This window comes from Hungatella effluvii (assembly GCF_003201875.1).
GTDB classification, from domain to species: Bacteria; Bacillota; Clostridia; order Lachnospirales; family Lachnospiraceae; genus Hungatella; species Hungatella effluvii.
The window spans coordinates 144,244-162,414 of the sequence record NZ_QJKD01000005.1; the positions used below are offsets into that span (position 1 = coordinate 144,244).

Below are 18,171 nucleotides of genomic sequence, written 5' to 3' on the forward strand. Positions count from 1 at the left end.
AGCTGTGCCCCGCACTTATAAACGTTCCATCGTTCTATGACATTTCCTTCACCAGCAGCAGACGGTCTCCCGGCTTGATCAGACTGTCGGTCAGCCCATTGGTCGTCATGATCGTTTCCACCGTTGTATGGAATTTTTTTGCAATTTTCCACAGAGAATCTCCAGGCTGGACGATATAACCCACAATTCCCGGCATCTGCTGCAGTTTTTTTAAGTCCATCGGGGCTTCCGATACATTTTTGATCACCTGCTCGCATACCGGCTGAAGGGCCAGCAAATCCAGTGCGATCGTAGCCTTCACCTCCACCATGCCGCCGCCCATCATCACGGCACTCATCTGCTCCAGTCCCGGAACCAGCTGGCAGATGGTCTTCTCGTTGATCCCCGGCGCCTCGATTAAGTAATGGAACGGAATCACCTCCACAGAGGACTGAATCGGCTGGCTGTCGTCCGCGGTCAGGTAGAGCAGACTTACCTCCAGCACGCCCTCCACGTGAAGCCCATCCTCCTTGACCTCTGTCTCGTCAATCTTCACCACGCCCTCGCTGTGGCAGATCTGAAGGATACGGTCCGCGTGATCCATGTTCAACTTCTCAGCAATCTTACATTTGCTCATATTCTTGGTGAGCACCTTGTCGAAGCATGCGTCTCCCGTCTCAAGAGACAGCTCCCGGTTCGTGGAGTAAAGATCGCTTAACAGTTCCATGCTCTCTTCCCGATAGAGCTTCATATCCAGCTCCAGGACTGCATCCACGTCGAGCTCCCGCATTTCCCCGTCATAATCGGGCTTCGCTTCAATTTCCCGGTGAATCAGATGAACCGACACAGAGGGCACCATCTCCTCGGAAGCCTCGGATAGATCCAGCTCTCCGGTAAATGGAATACTCTCTTCCAGCCACTGAACCGGCGCGTCTTCCCCTTCTCCCTGGTAAATGACGAAGACCATCAGCTCCCCGTCCAGCACCATTTTGCCGTCTAACGGCCTGGTGGTAATGCCGCGGAGCTTCATCTCGCTCCACAGAATGTGATCGATGTTCGGCTTATTTCCGGACAGCTGTAAATTCTCCTTGATCCGGTATGTATCCTTGCGGCGCACCGCGATCGCGGCCACATCCACATTGCGGCGCAGAACCTCCACCTGAGGCGTTCCATTTAAATCGCTGGCGCCTCCCATCATGGCCGGCGCTCCTGCGCCAGACATACCGGTGTCCAATTCTACGGCAGCCTCCACGTCGTAGAGAGTCTCCACCTTTACTTCCAGCGTAACGATAGCCTTGATGCTTAGCTTTCTGGAATTGATCATGCCGGCATTTAAATCTTCCAGATCCCAGCCCAGCTGGACATAGTCCTTCTCTTCCAGCCCCGGCACATTGATGGGTTCCTCAAAGGAAATGGAACCGCCCAGAGCCTGCAGTCCTCCCTCTGACTTCCTGTATAAGACATTAAAATCCATTTTCCCGCGCACCAGGACCCGTTCTCCCTGGTTTTTCACGGATTCTATGACGATTTCACCGGAATCGAGTATGACCTGATCCACATCGTCCATAGTATCCGGAACGATAAAATCATCGTCGAGGGTTATCTGTGACGTGGCGTTTCCTTTCCAACGGTTCATATGTATGTTTTTCTTCACCAGCTCCAACATAAAAAAGCACCTGCCTTACCTTCTATATTCCTTTAAGAAAGTTTATGCAGGTGCATGTTCCAATATTACGTTAATATTCATCCAGAAAATGATGACGCTCCCCATTCTTCACATATCCGATGCAGGCGTCTAAGTTGACGTTGGTTACGCTCTTGAAAATGTTGTTTTCAATGTTGGGATTGATCTTTCGGAATTCCTCGATCAGCTCCTTCATCTCCTGACGCTTCGAGGAGTGAACGATATCGCCGCCTGCCATCCCATCTGACGCGGCACTTTCGGCTCTCATGGCCCGTTCCTTTGCGATGGCCTCCGTGAACCGGCAGGCACACTGCAGAAAATGCAGGCCGTTCTCTTCCTTCCAGTCGATAATTGCCCGCTCCTTCACAAAATACAGCGGTCTCAGAAGCTCCATCCCTTCAAAATTCGTGCTGTGAAGCTTCGGCATCATGGTGTTGACCTGGCCGCCGTACAGCATACTCATGAGCACCGTTTCGATCACATCGTCAAAATGATGCCCCAGCGCGATCTTATTGCATCCCAGCTCCTTCGCATGGGCGTAGAGGAATCCGCGGCGCATACGCGCACAGAGATAGCAAGGGGATTCATCCACATCTACCACCACGTCGAAGATATCGGAATCGAATATCTCGATGGGAATCTCCATCAGGGCTGCATTTTCCTCGATCAGCTTCCGGTTCGCCGGATGGTATCCCGGATCCATCACCAGAAAATGAAGCCCGAATTTCATCTTTCCATGGCGGAGAATCTCCTGCATGCACTTTGCCAGCAGCATGGAGTCCTTGCCGCCGGAAATGCAGACAGCAATGTTGTCTCCCTCCTCGATCATCTTATATTCATTCAGCGCCTCCACAAAGGGGCGCCATATTTCCTTGCGGTAATTCTTGATAATGCTGCGTTCGATCTGCTGGCAGCGTGTCTTTGGTTCCTTCATCTGATCGGCCTGCTCCTGTCTGCGTTTCTGCGTTTCTGTTTTTCTTCTTTCCTGCTTTTCTCTATTCTGCTTTTCTCTATTCTGCGTTCTCTTTTTCCCTGACGCTTGCCAGTTCTTCCTGAAGGGACGCGATCGTCTCCTCCATCTGCCGGATCCGTTCTTCCATCTTGCAGTAGTGATCCATGGTCACAAGATTCTTTTCCTTTTTGGGAATCGGCACGCCGTCGATCTTGACAGCCCGGGCCGGGACGCCCACTGCCGTCACGTTATCCTGAAGCGGCTTTAACAATACGGCGTTTGCAGCGATGGTACAGTTATCTCCCACCTCGAAGGACCCTAATATCTTGGCTCCTGCCCCTACGGTCACGTTGCTTCCCAGGGTCGGGTGGCGTTTCCCCTTGTTTAAGCCGACGCCGCCTAACGTAACGCCCTGGTATATCGTACAATTATCTCCGACTACCGTCGTCTCGCCGATCACCACGCCGCAGCCATGGTCAATTAAGATCCCGTGGCCCAGCTGCGCCCCGGGATGAATCTCTATCAGTGTGAAAAACCGGGCGATCTGTGAAATCAGCCTGGCGGCAAAAAACATCTTATGCTTATAAAACCAGTGTGCAAACCGGTGCCAGATCAGTGCGTGAACTCCCTGATAAAGAAGAAGCACCTCTAAGGCGTTCCTAGCCGCCGGGTCACGTTCCTGAACAGCTTTTACATCAAGCCATATATCCTTTAATATCATACGATCCGTCCCCTTTTCTTTCCATTTTCCTTCCATTTAATTCCTAGTGAAACAGTATACCATAGTATATCATATGATGTGAAAAGAAAAAAGGACAATTTCCAGAAATTTAAAGATCCTCTGCTCCCGCCGTCTTCAACTCCATACAACAAAAATGTATGCAGCCGTTCGTTCAAAATAACTGCCCCAAGCTGAATACTCCGGTATTGCAAACATTCTCTTCTTCACTAAGGCTGATGTACCTAGCCAGCCTGTCTAACGTTTTTTTACAATTCTACACCTTTTAAATATAGTAAAAAGGCGTCAAACAGTCATTTGACTGTCTGGCGCCTCCTCTTCTTAGACATGCCGCATTTCCTCCTGCCTGGCTACTGGAACACCACCGGCAGCTCGGAAAGCTCCGTCTTGATGACGATGAAGGGGAATGAGGGTTCCGTCCCCCCGCTTTCACCTTTTTCCGGTCCCAGCAGATCCGTATCCAGTACGATGGAGTTCTCCGTCAGATACAGCTCATTCACAGTGATGCTGTAGCCGCCGGTATCCTGTTTTCCGTATCCAACCACTATGTATAAGTTCTGGTCGTCGCTGTAGGTCAGCTTGAACGGCGTCTTCTGCTTTTCGGCAATGATCTGCTTTAGCTCCTGTGGAATATCTGCTTCCGCTGTCACGGAAAATTCCAGGTCCCGTACTTTGTTTCCGTCATCCTTGCTCATGCTGCACCCGCTCAGTGTCCGTACAACCAGAACCCACATGCATAGGCACATGAACAGCATCCATTTTCTGTTCAATAAACTCTTCATAGCACTCTCCCCGTTTATGTTGATTATTACTATCTTATTCGTCCATGCGGGGGAATATGCGGATTTTCCAAAATCCGTCTGCAAAAGGTAACCCCTTCCGTTTTTTCTAAAATTTTCATTGGAAAACCTGTTTATCTTCCGGACCATTGGAAATACTCATAAACAGAACGACAGGAGACGGACAACCGCCAAGGGCCAGGACCGTTTCCGCAAATTATTGACATAGATGTATTAACAGGAGGAGACCATGATGAATCATTTATCAGATAAATATAAAGAAAAACTTGTGCTGCGCGGTGACTTATACTATGCCGACTTATCACCGGTAATCGGTTCCGAGCAGGGCGGACTGCGCCCCGTACTGATCGTACAGAACAACACAGGAAACCGTCACAGCCCCACCGTGATCGTCGCGGCCATTACCAGCAGGACAACCAAGGCCAAGCTTCCCACCCACGTACCGGTCACCAGAGAGGAAAGCGGTTTAAAATGCGATTCCACCATCCTTCTCGAACAGGTAAGAACCATCGACCGCTGCCGCTTAAAAGAGTACATAGGACAGCTCTCACCCGGACAGATGGAACTGGCGGACACCGCACTTCTCACCAGCTTCGGGCTAAAAAAAGAGACCGCTGTCCGGGACCGTACTCCTGTGACGGTCCGGACAGCGGTCGCCTCCCGCATGTATTCCATGCAGTCATCGTAACTTACCGGTCTGAATCTTTGCTGCACATGGCCAGCCTGTGCTGGTATTTCTCTTTCGTAGCCAGGCCTCCCCGGATGTGACGCTCGGATTTGTTGATGTCGAGAATCACTCTAGCCCGGGCTGCCAGGGAAGGATTGATGTGCTCTAAACGGTCTGTTACATCCTTATGTACCGTAGATTTGGAGATACCAAATTTCTTCGCCGTCTGCCTTACCGTAGCATGATAGTCTATGATGTAGTTGGCTATGGCAACTGCACGCTCTTCAATATATTCCTTCAAGAAAATCCCCCTGCTTAGGACGTTTTTACAATCTTATGCGGGGGGAATATTGAATATGCCATGCCGTCTTTCTTAATTCAGAATTAAGCATCCAAACCGCGTTTTCCCCACGCTGTATTTGACATTCCCCCCACTTGCAGTTAGACTGTAACAGAGGCATTAACTTACTGCACACGTTCACGCGTTTTGAGAGGAGGCAGCATAATGGCTGAACCATATAACATTTTTATCGAGGGAATACCAGGCAGCGGCAAATCGACCCTGTTAGACACCCTGTCCCGGCACTTTACAGACTACCATGTATATCGGGAGGGCGACATCTCCCCTGTCGAGCTGGCCTGGTGCGCTTATATGAGCGAAGATGCATACCGGCAGTCCCTCCTCGATCTGGCGGATATGCGCGGCGAGGTGGAACGGAATACCATAAAAGAAGGGGTTCAATACATCGTTCCCTATACGAAAATAAAAACCGACAATTACCACTTTTACGAATACATGGAAAAATTTGAGGTCTATGGTGGGAGAAAGGATCCTTCCGAATTCCGGGAAATCATCCTGCGGAGATTCCGGGATTTCCACTCAAACGGCAATGTATTTGAATGTTCGTTTTTCCAGAATATCATCGAGGAACTCATGCTGTATGCAATGTTCAGCGATCAGCAGATTATAGATTTTTACCGGGAGCTGACAGCACTGCTGGATTTATCCGCGTTTAAGCTCATCCGTCTCGTTTCTCCGGACATCAGGCAGTGCATCCAGACCATCAAAGAAGAGCGGGTCAATCCGGAAGGCGAAGAAGTCTGGTATCTCATGATGATCGATTATTTAAGCCGTTCTCCCTATGGAGCAGCGCATCAGATTCAGGACTTTGAAGGCATGGTCAGCCATTTTAAACGCAGAATCGCGCTGGAGAGCGAAGTAATGAAGCTTCTGCCTGCCGGATGCTGCTTTGATATCGAAAGCAAGCACTATGATATGGCGGATTTGCTGCGCATTTTCAACGCTTCGCCGGATGACCAGGAAAAAGAAAAGGGCGGAAAACGATGACGGCACTGTTTATTATTGATGTCCAGAAAGGATACATAGAAAAATATGAAGACGGCCTGGTTTCAAACATCAACCGCCGGATACAGCTTGCCGCGGAAAACGGGGAGCTGGTTGTCTACATCAAAAATATCAGGAAATTGAGAAGCGGAAGCACGGCCTACGATTTTGCCGACGGTCTTACCGTAAGCTCTCCGCACCTTATCTTAAAAGAAAAGGCAAGCGTATTTTCTGATCCGGGACTGCTGGAGCTGCTTCATCAGCACTCTGTTACAGAAATTGAAATCATTGGAATAGATGGCAGCTGCTGTGTGGCCTCCAGTGCTGTGGATGCCTGTAAATTAGGCTTTCACGTAACTCTCCCCTGCGAATTCATCGGCGTACAAAATATGACAAAATTTGAAGAAAGAAAAAAGAAACTGGCGAAAGCTGGAATTACCATTCTCTAATGAAACAGGTGGATAGGAGCCGTGCTCCTTTCCACCTGTTTTCTTTTCATGAACAATCCACTCTGTAAAATACTCTATTCTTCTGTCAGAACAAACGGGTACTCATAGTCTTTGATATATTCCAGAAGGCCCAGTTCCCGTTCTGCCACTCTGGAAACCACATTAACCCGTTCATCGGCGTCAAGTTCCGTAAGCACGATCTGCATCTCTCCCATATATCTGCCGTAGCCAGTGTTGTCGATGGTGATGGTGCCTCTCGGCCGTGCTCCCGTCCGCCCCGGCTCAAACTGCCTGCGGTTCACTCTCCTGTATTCATTGGAACGAAGGACATCGGCCGCCACGTCCACGCGGTTATGGTGGATCATGTTCAGAATGCTCTTCTCTTCCGTGTTCTCTGTGCACAGTCTGATGATCCCGCTGCCAAACAGTTCTTCCAGCTTACCAAAGGTATCCGGTTGCAGGCCAAAATCTCCCAGAATCACCTTTTCTATTCCATAGAGATGCTTCATTTCCAGGTATGCCTGCAGCGGCGGCATGGTGCGGTGAGCCTCCAGTGTCGGCAGGCCCTCGAAGATCGTCCCTCTCATCTCCTTGTCCCCGGCGATAAATACGGCGGTCTCGATTCCCCTTGAGAACAGCCACTCATTTTTCCGGACAAAATAGCGGATATCCAGTCCGGTGTTCTTTCTCGGATAATAGTTGTACCACGCCTCAAAATCCCCGCGGTATCCGGCGTCTTTCAGTTCCCCGATCTGCTCGTCGTCAATCGTACTGGCATTGAGCACGATCTTAAAGGCCTCCGAAAGCCGGACGATCTCCTGTGCCTTCATCCCATTGTCGATCCGCAGGCCTGTGACTCCTGCCTGCTTTAACTCGTCCGCCGAAAAGTTCCGGAAGGTCCTGGGGGAAACGTCCACCACAAACTCCTGCATGTGCTCCCGTATGTATGCCCCGGTCTGAAACAGGTTTTCCTTCACGGTCTCTGCATTTTCTTCCGGAATCTGCACGGAGGCAAAGACCACATCCGCATTTAAGCGTTTCATCTTCTCTAAATATCCGGTTAATTCCGACGGAGTCTTTTCCGTCAGTGAAATCGTAACTCCAAACATGTCTTTTCTCTCCGTTTCCCGCTTCCTATGCCATCTCGAGATCTTCTAAGTCCGTCACTTCCCGCTGGGCCTGTGCCGGCACACCGAAGAGGTACGTCGCCGCAAATCCCACCGCGTAGGAAATCAGCAGTCCACCCACATAAATCATCCATTTATGGTCTGCAATCAGCGGGATCATCAGGATTCCGGTTGCTCCGATGGAGGTAGCGCCCACATTGCCAAACGATCCGATAAACGCGCCGCCGAATCCCGCGCCGATGCACGCCGTGATAAACGGCTTTCCAAGAGGAAGCGTAACACCGTAGATTAACGGTTCTCCGATTCCCAGAATACCTGCCGGAAGTCCGCCCTTGATGATGTCCGTCAGCGGCTTATTCTTTCTGCATTTAAACCACAGGGCAAACGCTGCGCCGACCTGTCCGGCGCCGGCCATGGTCAGAATCGGAAGCAGTATGGTCATTCCGGTCTGATTGATCAGTTCCACATGAATCGGTGTCATAAAATGGTGCAGCCCCAGCATAACCAGCGGCAGCCAGACCGCAGCCAGTATAAATCCGGCGAATGCTCCGCCGATTGCCAGCAGCTTCGTTACTACGAACAGGATTCCGTCTGATACCCAGCCTGCAAACGGCATGATGAAGAAAATCATAATGAGGGCCGAGATAAATAACGCTAAAAATGAAGTTGCAATCAAATCAATGGATTTCGGCATGATGTCGCTCAGCTTCCGGTGAATGACCGACAGAATCCATACTGCAAGGATCACGCCGATCACACCGCCCTGTCCGGACCGCAGTGCCTCACCGGTAAAAATATTGAGGATCGGCGCGTCCGCGCTCATTCCGGTCAGCAGAGCCACTGCACCCAAGGCGCCGCCAAGTCCCATGTCCGTCTTGAATTCCCGGGCCGCGTTGATTCCCACATAGATCACCAGATAGGACAGAACACCGGCTTTGATCACCCTTAATACGGTCACCCACTGGTTGAAATCCGCACTGAGCATTCCCTCGCTGATCATGGTTCCTACGATGGACTGAAGTCCCGCCATCAGTCCGGTGGCAATGAATGCAGGCGCCAGTGGAATAAAGATATTGGAGATGGTCTTAAGAAGCAGCTTTCCCTTGGAAACCTTCTGTTTTTCCTTTATCACGGCCTTATTGTGGGCCGCAATCTCCTTCGCCCGGTCCTTGTTGGACACTGCCCCTGACGGAGAAAGGATTTTGTTGATCTCCTCCGTAATCTTTGCGGCAGCTCCAGGTCCCACGATGATCTGGAACTGTGCGTCGATATTGACTCCCAACACGCCCTTTAACCCCTTGATCCGGTCAACCTCCGCTTTATCTGCATCCGCCAGCTCCAGCCTTACCCTGGTCATACAATTGTTCGCCGCGATAATGTTCTCAGCGCCTCCTGAATACTGGATAATCGACTGCGCTACCCCCCCGTACTCTTTCATAGTAATTCTCCTTTCGTCCTCTGTCCTCTATTGACTGATTTCCTGATTTACAAGCTGCAGCGCCTTGCCTGCCCGGCCTCCGGCCGCTTCCAGCAGAGCCTTCGCCTCCTCGCGGGAGACTGAAGCCTTAATCATCACGATGGCTGTCTTGGCATCGTGGTGTGCGGCCTCAAGCATTTGAACCGCCGTCTCCTCACTGCATTCCGCCGCTTTCATGACGATGTTGACCGTCCTCTTCTCCAGCTTGAAGTTGGTTGATTTCATGTCCACCATGAAGTTTTTATACGTCTTTCCGTTCTGGATCATGCTGACCGATGAAATCATGTTTAATACCATCTTTTCCGCGGTTCCCGCCTTCAGCCTCGTCGATCCCGCGATGATCTCCGGTCCCGTCTTCAGCTCCACTGCGATGTCCACGCATTTGGAGATTTCGGCATTTCCATTGCAGGAGACGGCGCCTGTACAGCATCCGATACTCTTCGCATACCGGACCGCCCCGATCGCATAGGGGGTTCTGCCACTGGCCGTAAGCCCGATCACCAGGTCCCCGGAGCTTAATCGGATATTTTTCAAATCCGCCTCTCCGCCCTCCAGATCGTCCTCCGCGCCCTCTTTTGCCCGGATAAAGGCATTTTCACCGCCCGCTATGACACCTACTACCGTGTCATAGGAGACTCCGAATGTGGGCGGGCATTCGACCGCGTCCAATATTCCCAGCCTTCCGCTGGTTCCGGCTCCGGCGTAGATAATTCTCCCCGATGACGCCAGCGTCTTCGCCGCCTGTGCTACCAGTCTTTCTATCGAATCCAGAGACGCCTTCACCGCGTTGACCACGCCGGCGTCTTCCATATTCATAACCTCCAGGATCTCTCTCACCGACATGTCGTCCAAATCCATGGTTCTTTTATTTCTCTGTTCCGTCATTAATTCTTCTAAATTCATTCCATTTTAATCTCCATTTTCCGGCTCCGGCACCATCAGGAACGCACTTTTTTCATCTGCGTTTTCTCGATTCTCTCAATATTATTTTCATAATCCAGTTTGATGTATGCAGAATACAGGATATCGATCACATGCAGCTGCGCCAATCTGGAAGTCATCGCTGCGCTGCGGACCAGATATTCTGAGGAGGCCACCCACAGTTTATAGTCCGCCATTACAGACAGATCCGACTCCGCAAATCTTGTGATCGCGATGACCGGCACCTTATGTTTCTTTAAAATAGCAGCAATATCAAGCATCTCTCTCGTCAGCCCAGAATAGCTGATGATAATTCCGACTTCCTCACTGTTCATGTTTTTGGCGATTACAAGCTGCGATTCGAAATCTTCCTCGCAGCAGCTCATCTTATTCACCCGCATGAATTTACTGTGGGCGTCCTTTGCCACCAGCAGAGAGCTGCCGACTCCGAATAATGAAATCCGGCGCGACCGGTCGATCAGCTTTGCACACTTCTGCACGGTCTCCAAATCCACCAGCTCCCTGGTTTTCTCCAGCGCGGCCATGCTCCGGTATACAATCTTATCAATCACATCCTCCAGCCCGTCATCCTCCTCGATATCCCGGTCGTAGTTGATCTCCGGTGCTTTCCGATTGGCAAGTTCATACGTAAGGGACCGCGTGAAATCCTTGTAACCATCGAACCCAAGCTTTTTACAGAGGCGTATAATGGTGGACGCCGACGAGTAGGTGTCTCTCGCAAGCTGATGGATGGTGGACACCGAAGCCCGGTCCGCGTGATTCCTGATGTACTCAATGACGTTGGTCTCGGCCTCTGTCGCGTCCCTCGCATACTCATTTAATCTGACTAATACGTTCTTCATATTGCTCCTTTTCCTGCATTATACATCATGCAATTTTCTTGTCAATTATTTTACTTTTTGTTGAAACTTTATTTCATTCGTTGGAATATTTTACCACATTTTAACGAAATGCGTGACATAATTTTTGCATTTTCAGCAGAATTGCTCTGTGTTTTTCTTTCCGCATAAAAGAACAGAGACCGCGAAGCCATAATCCATGGCTTCGCGGTCTCTGCTATATCAAAAAGCGATCTTAAATTTCCCTTGCTCTTGCAAACGAAGAAAACGCAGGGTTCCCTGTGGACTGCCCTGCGCATCTGCTCTCCCGCAGATCATTATTTCAGAACAAACAACCGGGAAAGCAAAATAGACAGATACCTGGAACGGCCCCGACTGTCCCCTTCCGAAATGTTTCACAGTTACATTTTATATTTACCAGCTTCGAAGCAGTTCCGTTTGTAACCATATTCTCAATTTACAGGAATCCTTCCTGCAATACAATGGGGTGTGTAGAATTTTGTCGAATCTTTGCGGATTTTGTCGAATGCGTTTTCACTCTTTTTCCCTCACTCTGCGCGAAAAGAAATGTGATCCGTTCCCCTGCTGCGGCGCTTTTCATCCGCATCAATCCACTCATCCAGAGTGAGCGGTATATAATCAGAAAACATGCAGAAGCAGTTGATCATCTGACATGGAACGGAAAGCGGCGGGCCGCCGTGGCAGTCCGGCCGTTCGGCGCGCCTGGTCTCATCCTGATACCGGTTCACCAGCACTTCGTCAAAGGTATCATGCACGTGGCCGTACAGCATATAGGTCCTGGGCCGGCCCTCCTCGTCCTTCCGGTACTGGCCATTGTAACAGATCATGGGATAATGGCTTAAGATCACCTTTCTCTTATTATCCCGGAGTTCTGCATAAGGCTTCACCCACTCCAGACGGCTTCTGTCAAACTGTCTGTCCGTCAGATACGAATCGTGATTCCCTTCAATCAGGCAGATCCGGCCTCTCAGCTGACGCAGAATCCCGTTGGTTTCCTCGCCGGTACCGAGGGACAAATCTCCCAGCACGACCACCTCATCCTTGTCCCGTATCCTGCTGTTCCACTGATGAATCATATGGGCGTTCATCTCAGCAGCATTTAAAAATCCCCGGTGATCCATCTGGTAATTTAAGTTTTCATGGTGAAAATGCAGATCGGATATATAATACCGCATAACTACGCCCTCCTTCCTGTTCCTGCTTATTTAAGTAAATTATACCCGATCCGCTGCCATTTCACAACCCGCACCAGAGTGTGAAAGCAATTTTCAAACACACTTTAGAAGAAAAGAGATGGCCCGGCTGCGTTTCTCAACGCATCCGGACCATCTCCTCAAACTGCCGTGCTTTCTCCAGGAAGTCTTCCCGGCGCAGTTTTCCCCCGGCCATCAGCCAGGTATAGTCATAGTAATTAGGCAGAATCTCCAGTCCCATCATCTCCTTGGCAAACGCGTGGGCCGCGATCTCGCTGCACCGCAGGATTCCCGCCTGTCGCCTGCGCCCGAAGAGCTTTACAAGCTGCACCGGTTCCAGATAGTCGGATACAAATCCATGGCTGTAGTACGGCTGCGTTCTGTCATCCTTTATCTCACTGCTGTGATACTCCAGATAATGGAAATATTCATGGGCCAGATGGAGGGCCAGCGCCTCCTCTTCCCCGATCACATAATCGCAGCTGTGCTTTGCCAGCTCCGCGATGGACTGCTTATACATCAGGACCTTTGCGCTTCCGTCCTTCCCGTATTCACTCTGAGCCCGGAAGGAGACGCCGTAGTTTTCCCCGCTGGCCTCCTGATAAATGATCTCGATTCCCGCTTCCTCATACAGTGCGAAGATGCCGCCCGCGCCTTTTACTTTTTCCGCGGCTTCCCGCCCAAGGCGCAGAGGTTCTTCCACGTAATAGCGGTACTTATCTTCCGGTATTCTTCCGAACAGCAGGTCGTTGCTGAGTTCAAACATGCCCAGGACTTCATCCGATATCATTTTCAGGCTCCTTTCTTTGCTGTGTCATCCGGTCTCTTACTTGTATGCGACTGCGATCAGCTCCTCACTGTCCTCCAGTCCGCAGGTCTCCACATCCAGGATGGAATTTAACTGTTCCGCGCTCTGCATTCCCGTCAAATCCAGCATCTTCTCCCTATAGAAGATAAATACCTTTGGGATGGTGGCGTTGGCGTCGGAGAAGGTGGTGTTGGCATCCAAAAATTCCGCGAACACGTCGCCCTTTCTGGCCTTGGCAAATTTTAAGTAAGCCGCTTTTTCCTTTTTAAGCCTTACCACGCCTTCCCGGTCGATGACACAGAGACGGCGGCTCTTCTGGCTGAACACACCGAGGAATTTCTTCTTTAACACAGACTCATAGACGTTCCAGCGGCCCGATGAGGCCACACAGTTGGTGTCTTCCAGCGGCGTTCCCAGCGCTTCCGCCGAGATCTCCCTAAGCTGCTCCGGCTTTAGATCCGCGGCCGCCAGGTCCTTCTGCCGCAGCTCCGTAGCGCCTGTCGCTATGGCCCGCAAAATATTCTTCTGCGCATCCACCTCGATGGTCACATCCACGGTTGCCTCGTTGGCGCCGGATTTCACGATCTTCTCAATGATATCGCGGCGCATTTTTTTGATATCGTCTTCTGTGGGATTGGCGATGGTTCTCTCCATCTGTTCCCGGACCATGGCCAGAGCCACGCCGATGGTGGAGATATATGGTGCATTCTTCGCTATTTTCCACTTTACATTCATGCGTTCTGCCAGAGAATGGACGATTACTGCGCCGGAGCCGCCGCCGCCCACCAGGGTTACAAACCGGGTATCCAGTTCATACTCATCGATCAGCTCTTCCACGACCGCCGCCAGCTTATCCATGGCAAGATCCATGGTCTGTCTGGCCGCATCTTCTCCGGTGCATCCCAGATACGTTCCCAGCGCATCCCAGGCGGCTTTCGTCGTCTGTGCACTGCCGCTCGCGTAGTCGCCCTCCGGAATGTAGCCCAGCAGGTTGGCAGCTCCGGCCAGCGTCAGGGAATACTCTCTTCCGGCCGGGTTCTTCACCAGCACATACTCCTTCGGGTCGTCCTTTCTGGGGCTGACAAACAGCACCTCCGATCCGTCCAGTTCGCCGTCCTCCTGGAAACACTCGTACTCTTTCCCGGCGATATGAGCCGAACGCGGGCCGATATCCGCTATTTTTCCGCCGTTTACGCGCACCATAGAGCCGCCCGCCACGCCCAGTGTCCGGACGTCAAGAGACTGCAGATACGTCTTATGGCCGCCCACCTGGGCGTATTTGATCATGACTTTTCCGTTCTTAATTACGGAGATATCCACGCTGGTTCCGCCTGCTTCGAAAAAGATTCCGTCTGAAATTTTTTCATACATCAGCGCTCCCGCCACGCCGGCCGCCAGACCGGAAAGCATGGTGAGAATCGGACGTTTCCGCACCTCGTTGATGCTCATGACACCGCCGTCGCAGCGCATGATCATCAGGCCGGACTGAATCTTCGTATCCACAACGGCCCGCTCCGTCATGTTGGCGGTCTCCATCATCTTCGGAATCAGGGAGGCGTTGACCACAGCCGTCCTGGTCCTCATCTTCAGACCGTAGAGCTGGGATATCTCATGGCCGCCGGTGCAGTAAAGGCCCTGATTTTCGGCATTTTCCTGTACCCTCAGTTCATTTTCAGGATTATCCACGCTGTAGGCCTCGGAAGCCACTATGACCTCCGCGCCCGCGCCGCGCACCTCGTCGATGGCGGCCTGAATGCTTGAATCGTTCACTGATTTAGAGTCGATAAATGTATGGCTCGTCTTTAAGAATTTACCCGGAGCCAGTTCGATATCACCTACATTTGTCTCATTCCTGGCGCCTCTGGCGTCCATGCCGGTTCCCATGCCGATGATGCCAACATTTGCTACGTCTCCCTCCAGCAGCGCATTGGTGGCCTGGGTCGTGCCATGAGCGATGAAAACCACATCCTCCGGTGCGATTCCAAGCTCCTCCATCAGCTGGCTGATGAGCGCCACTACGCCTGCCGCCACGCCTTCCTCATGGGTGGTCGGAATCTTCTTCTTCGCGATCACTTCATACGTACTGCTGTCAATGACGACCGCGTCCGTGAAGGTTCCTCCCACATCAATTCCTATCCTTACTTTCTTACTCATAATTGTCAAACTCTCCTCTTCCTCAAAAGCACGCCTGCACGGTACGGGCATTATAATACGATAAAGCTTGCGACGATCAGGCCCGCAAGTGTGGAAACTGCGATCCAAAGAATCGTCTTCTTTAAATAATCATTGACATCCGTCTTCGTAAAATCAGAGATCCATACGTTGTGTGAGTTGGTCGGATCACAGACAGCCTGAACGTTGGAGTCAAGTCTCAGTGCAACCATAGCCGCGACCGGGTTCATGCCGCAGGAAGCCAGCAGCGCCACGATACCAGAGCCGAGTCCCCATACGTTTAACGGTCCGCGGTAGATGGCTAACGGGGACAGAAGGCCGAATACCAGTACAAACATAATCGCACTTGACGGAATAATTGCTTTGATTACCGGCTCTAAGACAGCAGCGACCTCAGGAGCCATAACTGCTTTTAAAACCATACCGATACCAATCATCAGGCCGCAGGCGCCTGCCGTCTCCTGGATTCCTTCTACGAAGGAGCTGGATACGACGTGAACGGCATTTTTCGGCGTTGCAAGAATCAGAGTTGCCACGATGCCGATTAAAATAGCAGCTACTAAGGGAAGCTTAAATGCGAATACGAGAACAACAGGGATCAGCGGGGAAATCAGTGCGATCGAGCGGACATTTTTATCACCGCCCATATCGGAAGCCGGCATTGCCCATGCCTTTCTCTTCTTGCCGCCGGATTTCACCATCACGTATACCATGATGACGGCTACTACAATCAGCGGAGCCGCACAGAGGAAGGAATACTGTGTAACAGTCTCCAGCGGAAGTCCCAAAGTATCGATGTAAACGCCCAGCGTTCCGACGGAAAATGTAACGCCGACGCCGTTGCCCAGCAGCAGGATCGTTCCTGCAACCAGCGGGCTTAAGCCAGCGCTGATCATGATCGGAACAATGATGGTTCCAACCAGAATGAACATACCCAGACCGTTGGAAGCCGCGAAAATAACAGAAGTTACGATTAAAAATGCATATGCGATCGGAAGCGGTTTGTCTCCCGCCATCTCGGCTGCCTTCCGGATAATAGTATTGGTAATGCCCACACGGCTCAGTACCTTTCCGAAGAAACCGCCGAAGAACAGTCCGGCAATCGCCGTACTCATACGCATGGCGCCTGCTTCCAGTACGTCCTTTGCAATGCTGAACTCCCCGCCCATAAACGGAATTCCCGCAATCAGTGCTATGCCCACGGCCATGATCGGCAGAGCCAGAATGGTCGGCAGCTTTCTTGTCATCATTAAGACTACCATTAAAACGAATAACCCCAGTATTCCAATAACCTGAATTGTCATCTGAAAAATCCTCCTTATTCATTACTTTTTTAACATGTTTTTTTATTTTTCATTACTTTTCTTACAGATCCAAATATGCGCCCTGTTCCTTCAATTGTTTTTGCAGCTCTTTTCTGCTGACTTTGGAGACGTCTCCCTCCCCTTTAGCAGCCAGAGCCGCCGCCACTCCTGCCGCGTGTCCCAGGGCTCCGGCTGTCGGCGTCGTCCGGATAGCCGCCTGCGCCTCAAAGGAAGCGGAAATGCACCGCCCTGCTGCCAGTAAATTCTTAATCTCCTCGCAGTACAGCGCCTCATACGGAATGCTGTAGTACGTTCCCTTTTCCGAGAGGAAGCGGCTGTCCGTCCCCACGCCCTTGGGATTGTGAATGTCGATGGGATACGCGGAATGGGCGATGACGCTGTCAAAGGTTCTCCGCTCCAGAATATCTTCCGCTGTCAGAGTATACTTACCGGAAAGCTGTCTGGATCCCCTCACGCCCACCCGGGGGCCAGTAAATTCCAGAACCGCATTCTGAAAGCCCGGAACGTGTCTGCGAAGGAACCGGTCCAGCTGTCTGCACTGGCGTCTTCCCGTCACCTCCGCGTCGCTTAAGCTGGCCGCATTCACAGCGTCGTGGTCGATGATTCTAGTGGTATTGACGATGTACTCTCCCGGGCGGTCCGTCTCGAAACAGAGTACATCCTCCCGCCGGATCTCCAGTTCCCCTCTCTCCCGTGCCTCCCGGAATTCATCCTGGAACCCGCAGAATGAAAAACGGCTTACGGTGTCCATCAGCTCCTCATTACCCTGATGACGGGAGAAATCGGCGATATGCGTTCTGATATGTTCCTTAATCGCTTCCGTGTCCACATTCAAATACTTCATATTCATGGTCATGGGCTGGGCAGCGCCGTCGGATTCTCTTCCCTTTGTCATGGGCGCCCCCGCAAACGCGGCCACATCGCCGTCGCCGGTTCCGTCTATGTATACCCTGGCCGATACGTTGTGCATTCCGTCCTTATTACACACGGTGAGCGACTCGATCTTCCCCTCCCCGCATACCGCGCCTCCGATAAACGTATGGAACAGAACCGTACATCCCGCCTCCGCCGTCATCTCATCGAGCAACACCTTAAGGCCTTCCGAGTTGAATGGTGTCAGGTAGCTGATGTACTGCATCGTGTCGTAAATATGGCCTGTGGAATATCCGTCGGTTTTCAGCCGCTCTACGATCTCCTCCATGATGCCGCGGATCACCTGCTTCTCGCCTGCGTGAAACGTCATCATGGGTCCGACGCCGCATCCGGTCAGCGCCCCACCCAGATACGCGCCCTCTTCAAGAATCAGGACATCCGCTCCCAGACGGCCGGCCGCGATGGCAGCCACGGTACCGGAGACCCCTCCTCCAGCTACAATCACATCGTACTGTTTCTCATAGCCAAACTCCTTCATACTTTCTCCTTTCCTGTAATCATAACAGCAGTTCTGAAAGCATTTTCCATTACAAATCACTTTTTTCATTTACCTTTGGTTAATTTTGTGCATATTTGTCATTTTATTGTTAGTACTGCCGTTATTTTTATGGTTTTATACTATCATCATTTTCATTAGCTGTCAATATATTTGATTTATATTTTCATTTCCAATCATTATTTGCAAATATTTTGCAAATATGGTATACTATGAGCACTTA

Annotated in this window: 17 protein-coding genes; 3 read left to right on the forward strand and 14 right to left on the reverse strand. The window is 51.2% G+C overall.

Annotated features, from left to right (window positions below; genetic code table 11):
- Positions 1–34: 34 nt before the first annotated feature.
- From DFR60_RS11130 to DFR60_RS11145, 4 genes are all read right to left on the reverse strand, one after another.
- Positions 35–1,645, reverse strand: a complete 1,611-nt coding sequence (locus DFR60_RS11130; protein WP_110322973.1) for a DUF3794 and LysM peptidoglycan-binding domain-containing protein — start codon at positions 1,643–1,645, stop codon at positions 35–37.
- A gap of 70 nt (positions 1,646–1,715) precedes the next feature.
- Positions 1,716–2,597: a tRNA 2-thiocytidine biosynthesis TtcA family protein gene (locus DFR60_RS11135; RefSeq protein WP_110322974.1), complete on the reverse strand. Its 882-nt coding sequence runs from the start codon at positions 2,595–2,597 to the stop codon at positions 1,716–1,718.
- 76 nt (positions 2,598–2,673) lie between these two features.
- The gene (gene cysE / locus DFR60_RS11140) at positions 2,674–3,336 is read right to left on the reverse strand and encodes a serine O-acetyltransferase (protein ID WP_029467499.1); all 663 of its coding nucleotides are present in this window, start codon (positions 3,334–3,336) and stop codon (positions 2,674–2,676) included.
- 368 nt (positions 3,337–3,704) lie between these two features.
- Positions 3,705–4,109 carry a protease complex subunit PrcB family protein gene (locus DFR60_RS11145; RefSeq protein WP_086022245.1) on the reverse strand — a complete coding sequence of 135 codons (405 nt, stop codon included), beginning with the start codon at positions 4,107–4,109 and terminating at the stop codon, positions 3,705–3,707.
- Between the two features lie 274 nt (positions 4,110–4,383).
- On the opposite strand from DFR60_RS11145, the gene DFR60_RS11150 reads away from it, so the two are divergent.
- On the forward strand, positions 4,384–4,842 hold the full coding sequence (locus DFR60_RS11150) for a type II toxin-antitoxin system PemK/MazF family toxin (RefSeq protein WP_110322975.1): 459 nt from the start codon (positions 4,384–4,386) through the stop codon (positions 4,840–4,842).
- A 1-nt stretch (position 4,843) separates the two neighbouring features.
- Here DFR60_RS11150 and spoIIID read toward each other — a convergent pair whose 3' ends face one another.
- The gene (gene spoIIID / locus DFR60_RS11155; RefSeq protein ID WP_002601848.1) at positions 4,844–5,122 is read right to left on the reverse strand and encodes a sporulation transcriptional regulator SpoIIID; all 279 of its coding nucleotides are present in this window, start codon (positions 5,120–5,122) and stop codon (positions 4,844–4,846) included.
- A 204-nt stretch (positions 5,123–5,326) separates the two neighbouring features.
- Here spoIIID and DFR60_RS11160 point away from each other — a divergent pair, with 204 nt between their 5' ends.
- Together DFR60_RS11160 and DFR60_RS11165 are read left to right on the forward strand one after the other, a co-directional pair.
- Positions 5,327–6,169 carry a P-loop NTPase family protein gene (locus DFR60_RS11160; RefSeq protein ID WP_110322976.1) on the forward strand — a complete coding sequence of 281 codons (843 nt, stop codon included), beginning with the start codon at positions 5,327–5,329 and terminating at the stop codon, positions 6,167–6,169.
- Positions 6,166–6,615: a cysteine hydrolase family protein gene (locus tag DFR60_RS11165; RefSeq protein WP_110322977.1), complete on the forward strand. Its 450-nt coding sequence runs from the start codon at positions 6,166–6,168 to the stop codon at positions 6,613–6,615. Before DFR60_RS11160 ends, DFR60_RS11165 begins: the two co-directional genes overlap by 4 nt.
- 74 nt (positions 6,616–6,689) lie before the next feature.
- Here the strand turns inward: DFR60_RS11165 and DFR60_RS11170 are convergent, their stop codons facing one another.
- The 9 genes from DFR60_RS11170 to DFR60_RS11215 form a co-directional block, all read right to left on the reverse strand.
- Positions 6,690–7,724: a MupG family TIM beta-alpha barrel fold protein gene (locus DFR60_RS11170; RefSeq protein WP_110322978.1), complete on the reverse strand. Its 1,035-nt coding sequence runs from the start codon at positions 7,722–7,724 to the stop codon at positions 6,690–6,692.
- 25 nt (positions 7,725–7,749) lie between these two features.
- The gene (locus DFR60_RS11175) at positions 7,750–9,180 is read right to left on the reverse strand and encodes a PTS transporter subunit EIIC (RefSeq protein WP_110322979.1); all 1,431 of its coding nucleotides are present in this window, start codon (positions 9,178–9,180) and stop codon (positions 7,750–7,752) included.
- 27 nt (positions 9,181–9,207) lie between these two features.
- Positions 9,208–10,122, reverse strand: a complete 915-nt coding sequence (murQ, locus tag DFR60_RS11180) for an N-acetylmuramic acid 6-phosphate etherase (protein ID WP_110322980.1) — start codon at positions 10,120–10,122, stop codon at positions 9,208–9,210.
- A 35-nt stretch (positions 10,123–10,157) separates the two neighbouring features.
- Positions 10,158–11,003 carry a MurR/RpiR family transcriptional regulator gene (locus tag DFR60_RS11185; RefSeq protein WP_110322981.1) on the reverse strand — a complete coding sequence of 282 codons (846 nt, stop codon included), beginning with the start codon at positions 11,001–11,003 and terminating at the stop codon, positions 10,158–10,160.
- Positions 11,004–11,548: 545 nt separating this feature from the next.
- Entirely contained in the window at positions 11,549–12,196 is a 648-nt protein-coding gene (locus tag DFR60_RS11195; protein ID WP_110322983.1) for a metallophosphoesterase family protein, read from the reverse strand.
- 136 nt (positions 12,197–12,332) lie between these two features.
- Positions 12,333–13,004 (reverse strand): hypothetical protein, encoded by a 672-nt coding sequence (locus DFR60_RS11200; RefSeq protein ID WP_110322984.1) that lies wholly within the window; start codon positions 13,002–13,004, stop codon positions 12,333–12,335.
- A 36-nt stretch (positions 13,005–13,040) separates the two neighbouring features.
- Complete coding sequence (locus tag DFR60_RS11205; RefSeq protein ID WP_207659523.1) at positions 13,041–15,176, reverse strand: hydantoinase/oxoprolinase family protein; 2,136 nt, start codon at positions 15,174–15,176, stop codon at positions 13,041–13,043.
- A gap of 50 nt (positions 15,177–15,226) precedes the next feature.
- Positions 15,227–16,498, reverse strand: a complete 1,272-nt coding sequence (locus DFR60_RS11210; RefSeq protein WP_002601857.1) for a hypothetical protein — start codon at positions 16,496–16,498, stop codon at positions 15,227–15,229.
- 61 nt (positions 16,499–16,559) lie between these two features.
- Positions 16,560–17,930, reverse strand: coding sequence for an FAD-dependent oxidoreductase (locus DFR60_RS11215; RefSeq protein ID WP_110322985.1), 1,371 nt, complete (start codon positions 17,928–17,930; stop codon positions 16,560–16,562).
- Positions 17,931–18,171 lie beyond the last annotated feature (241 nt).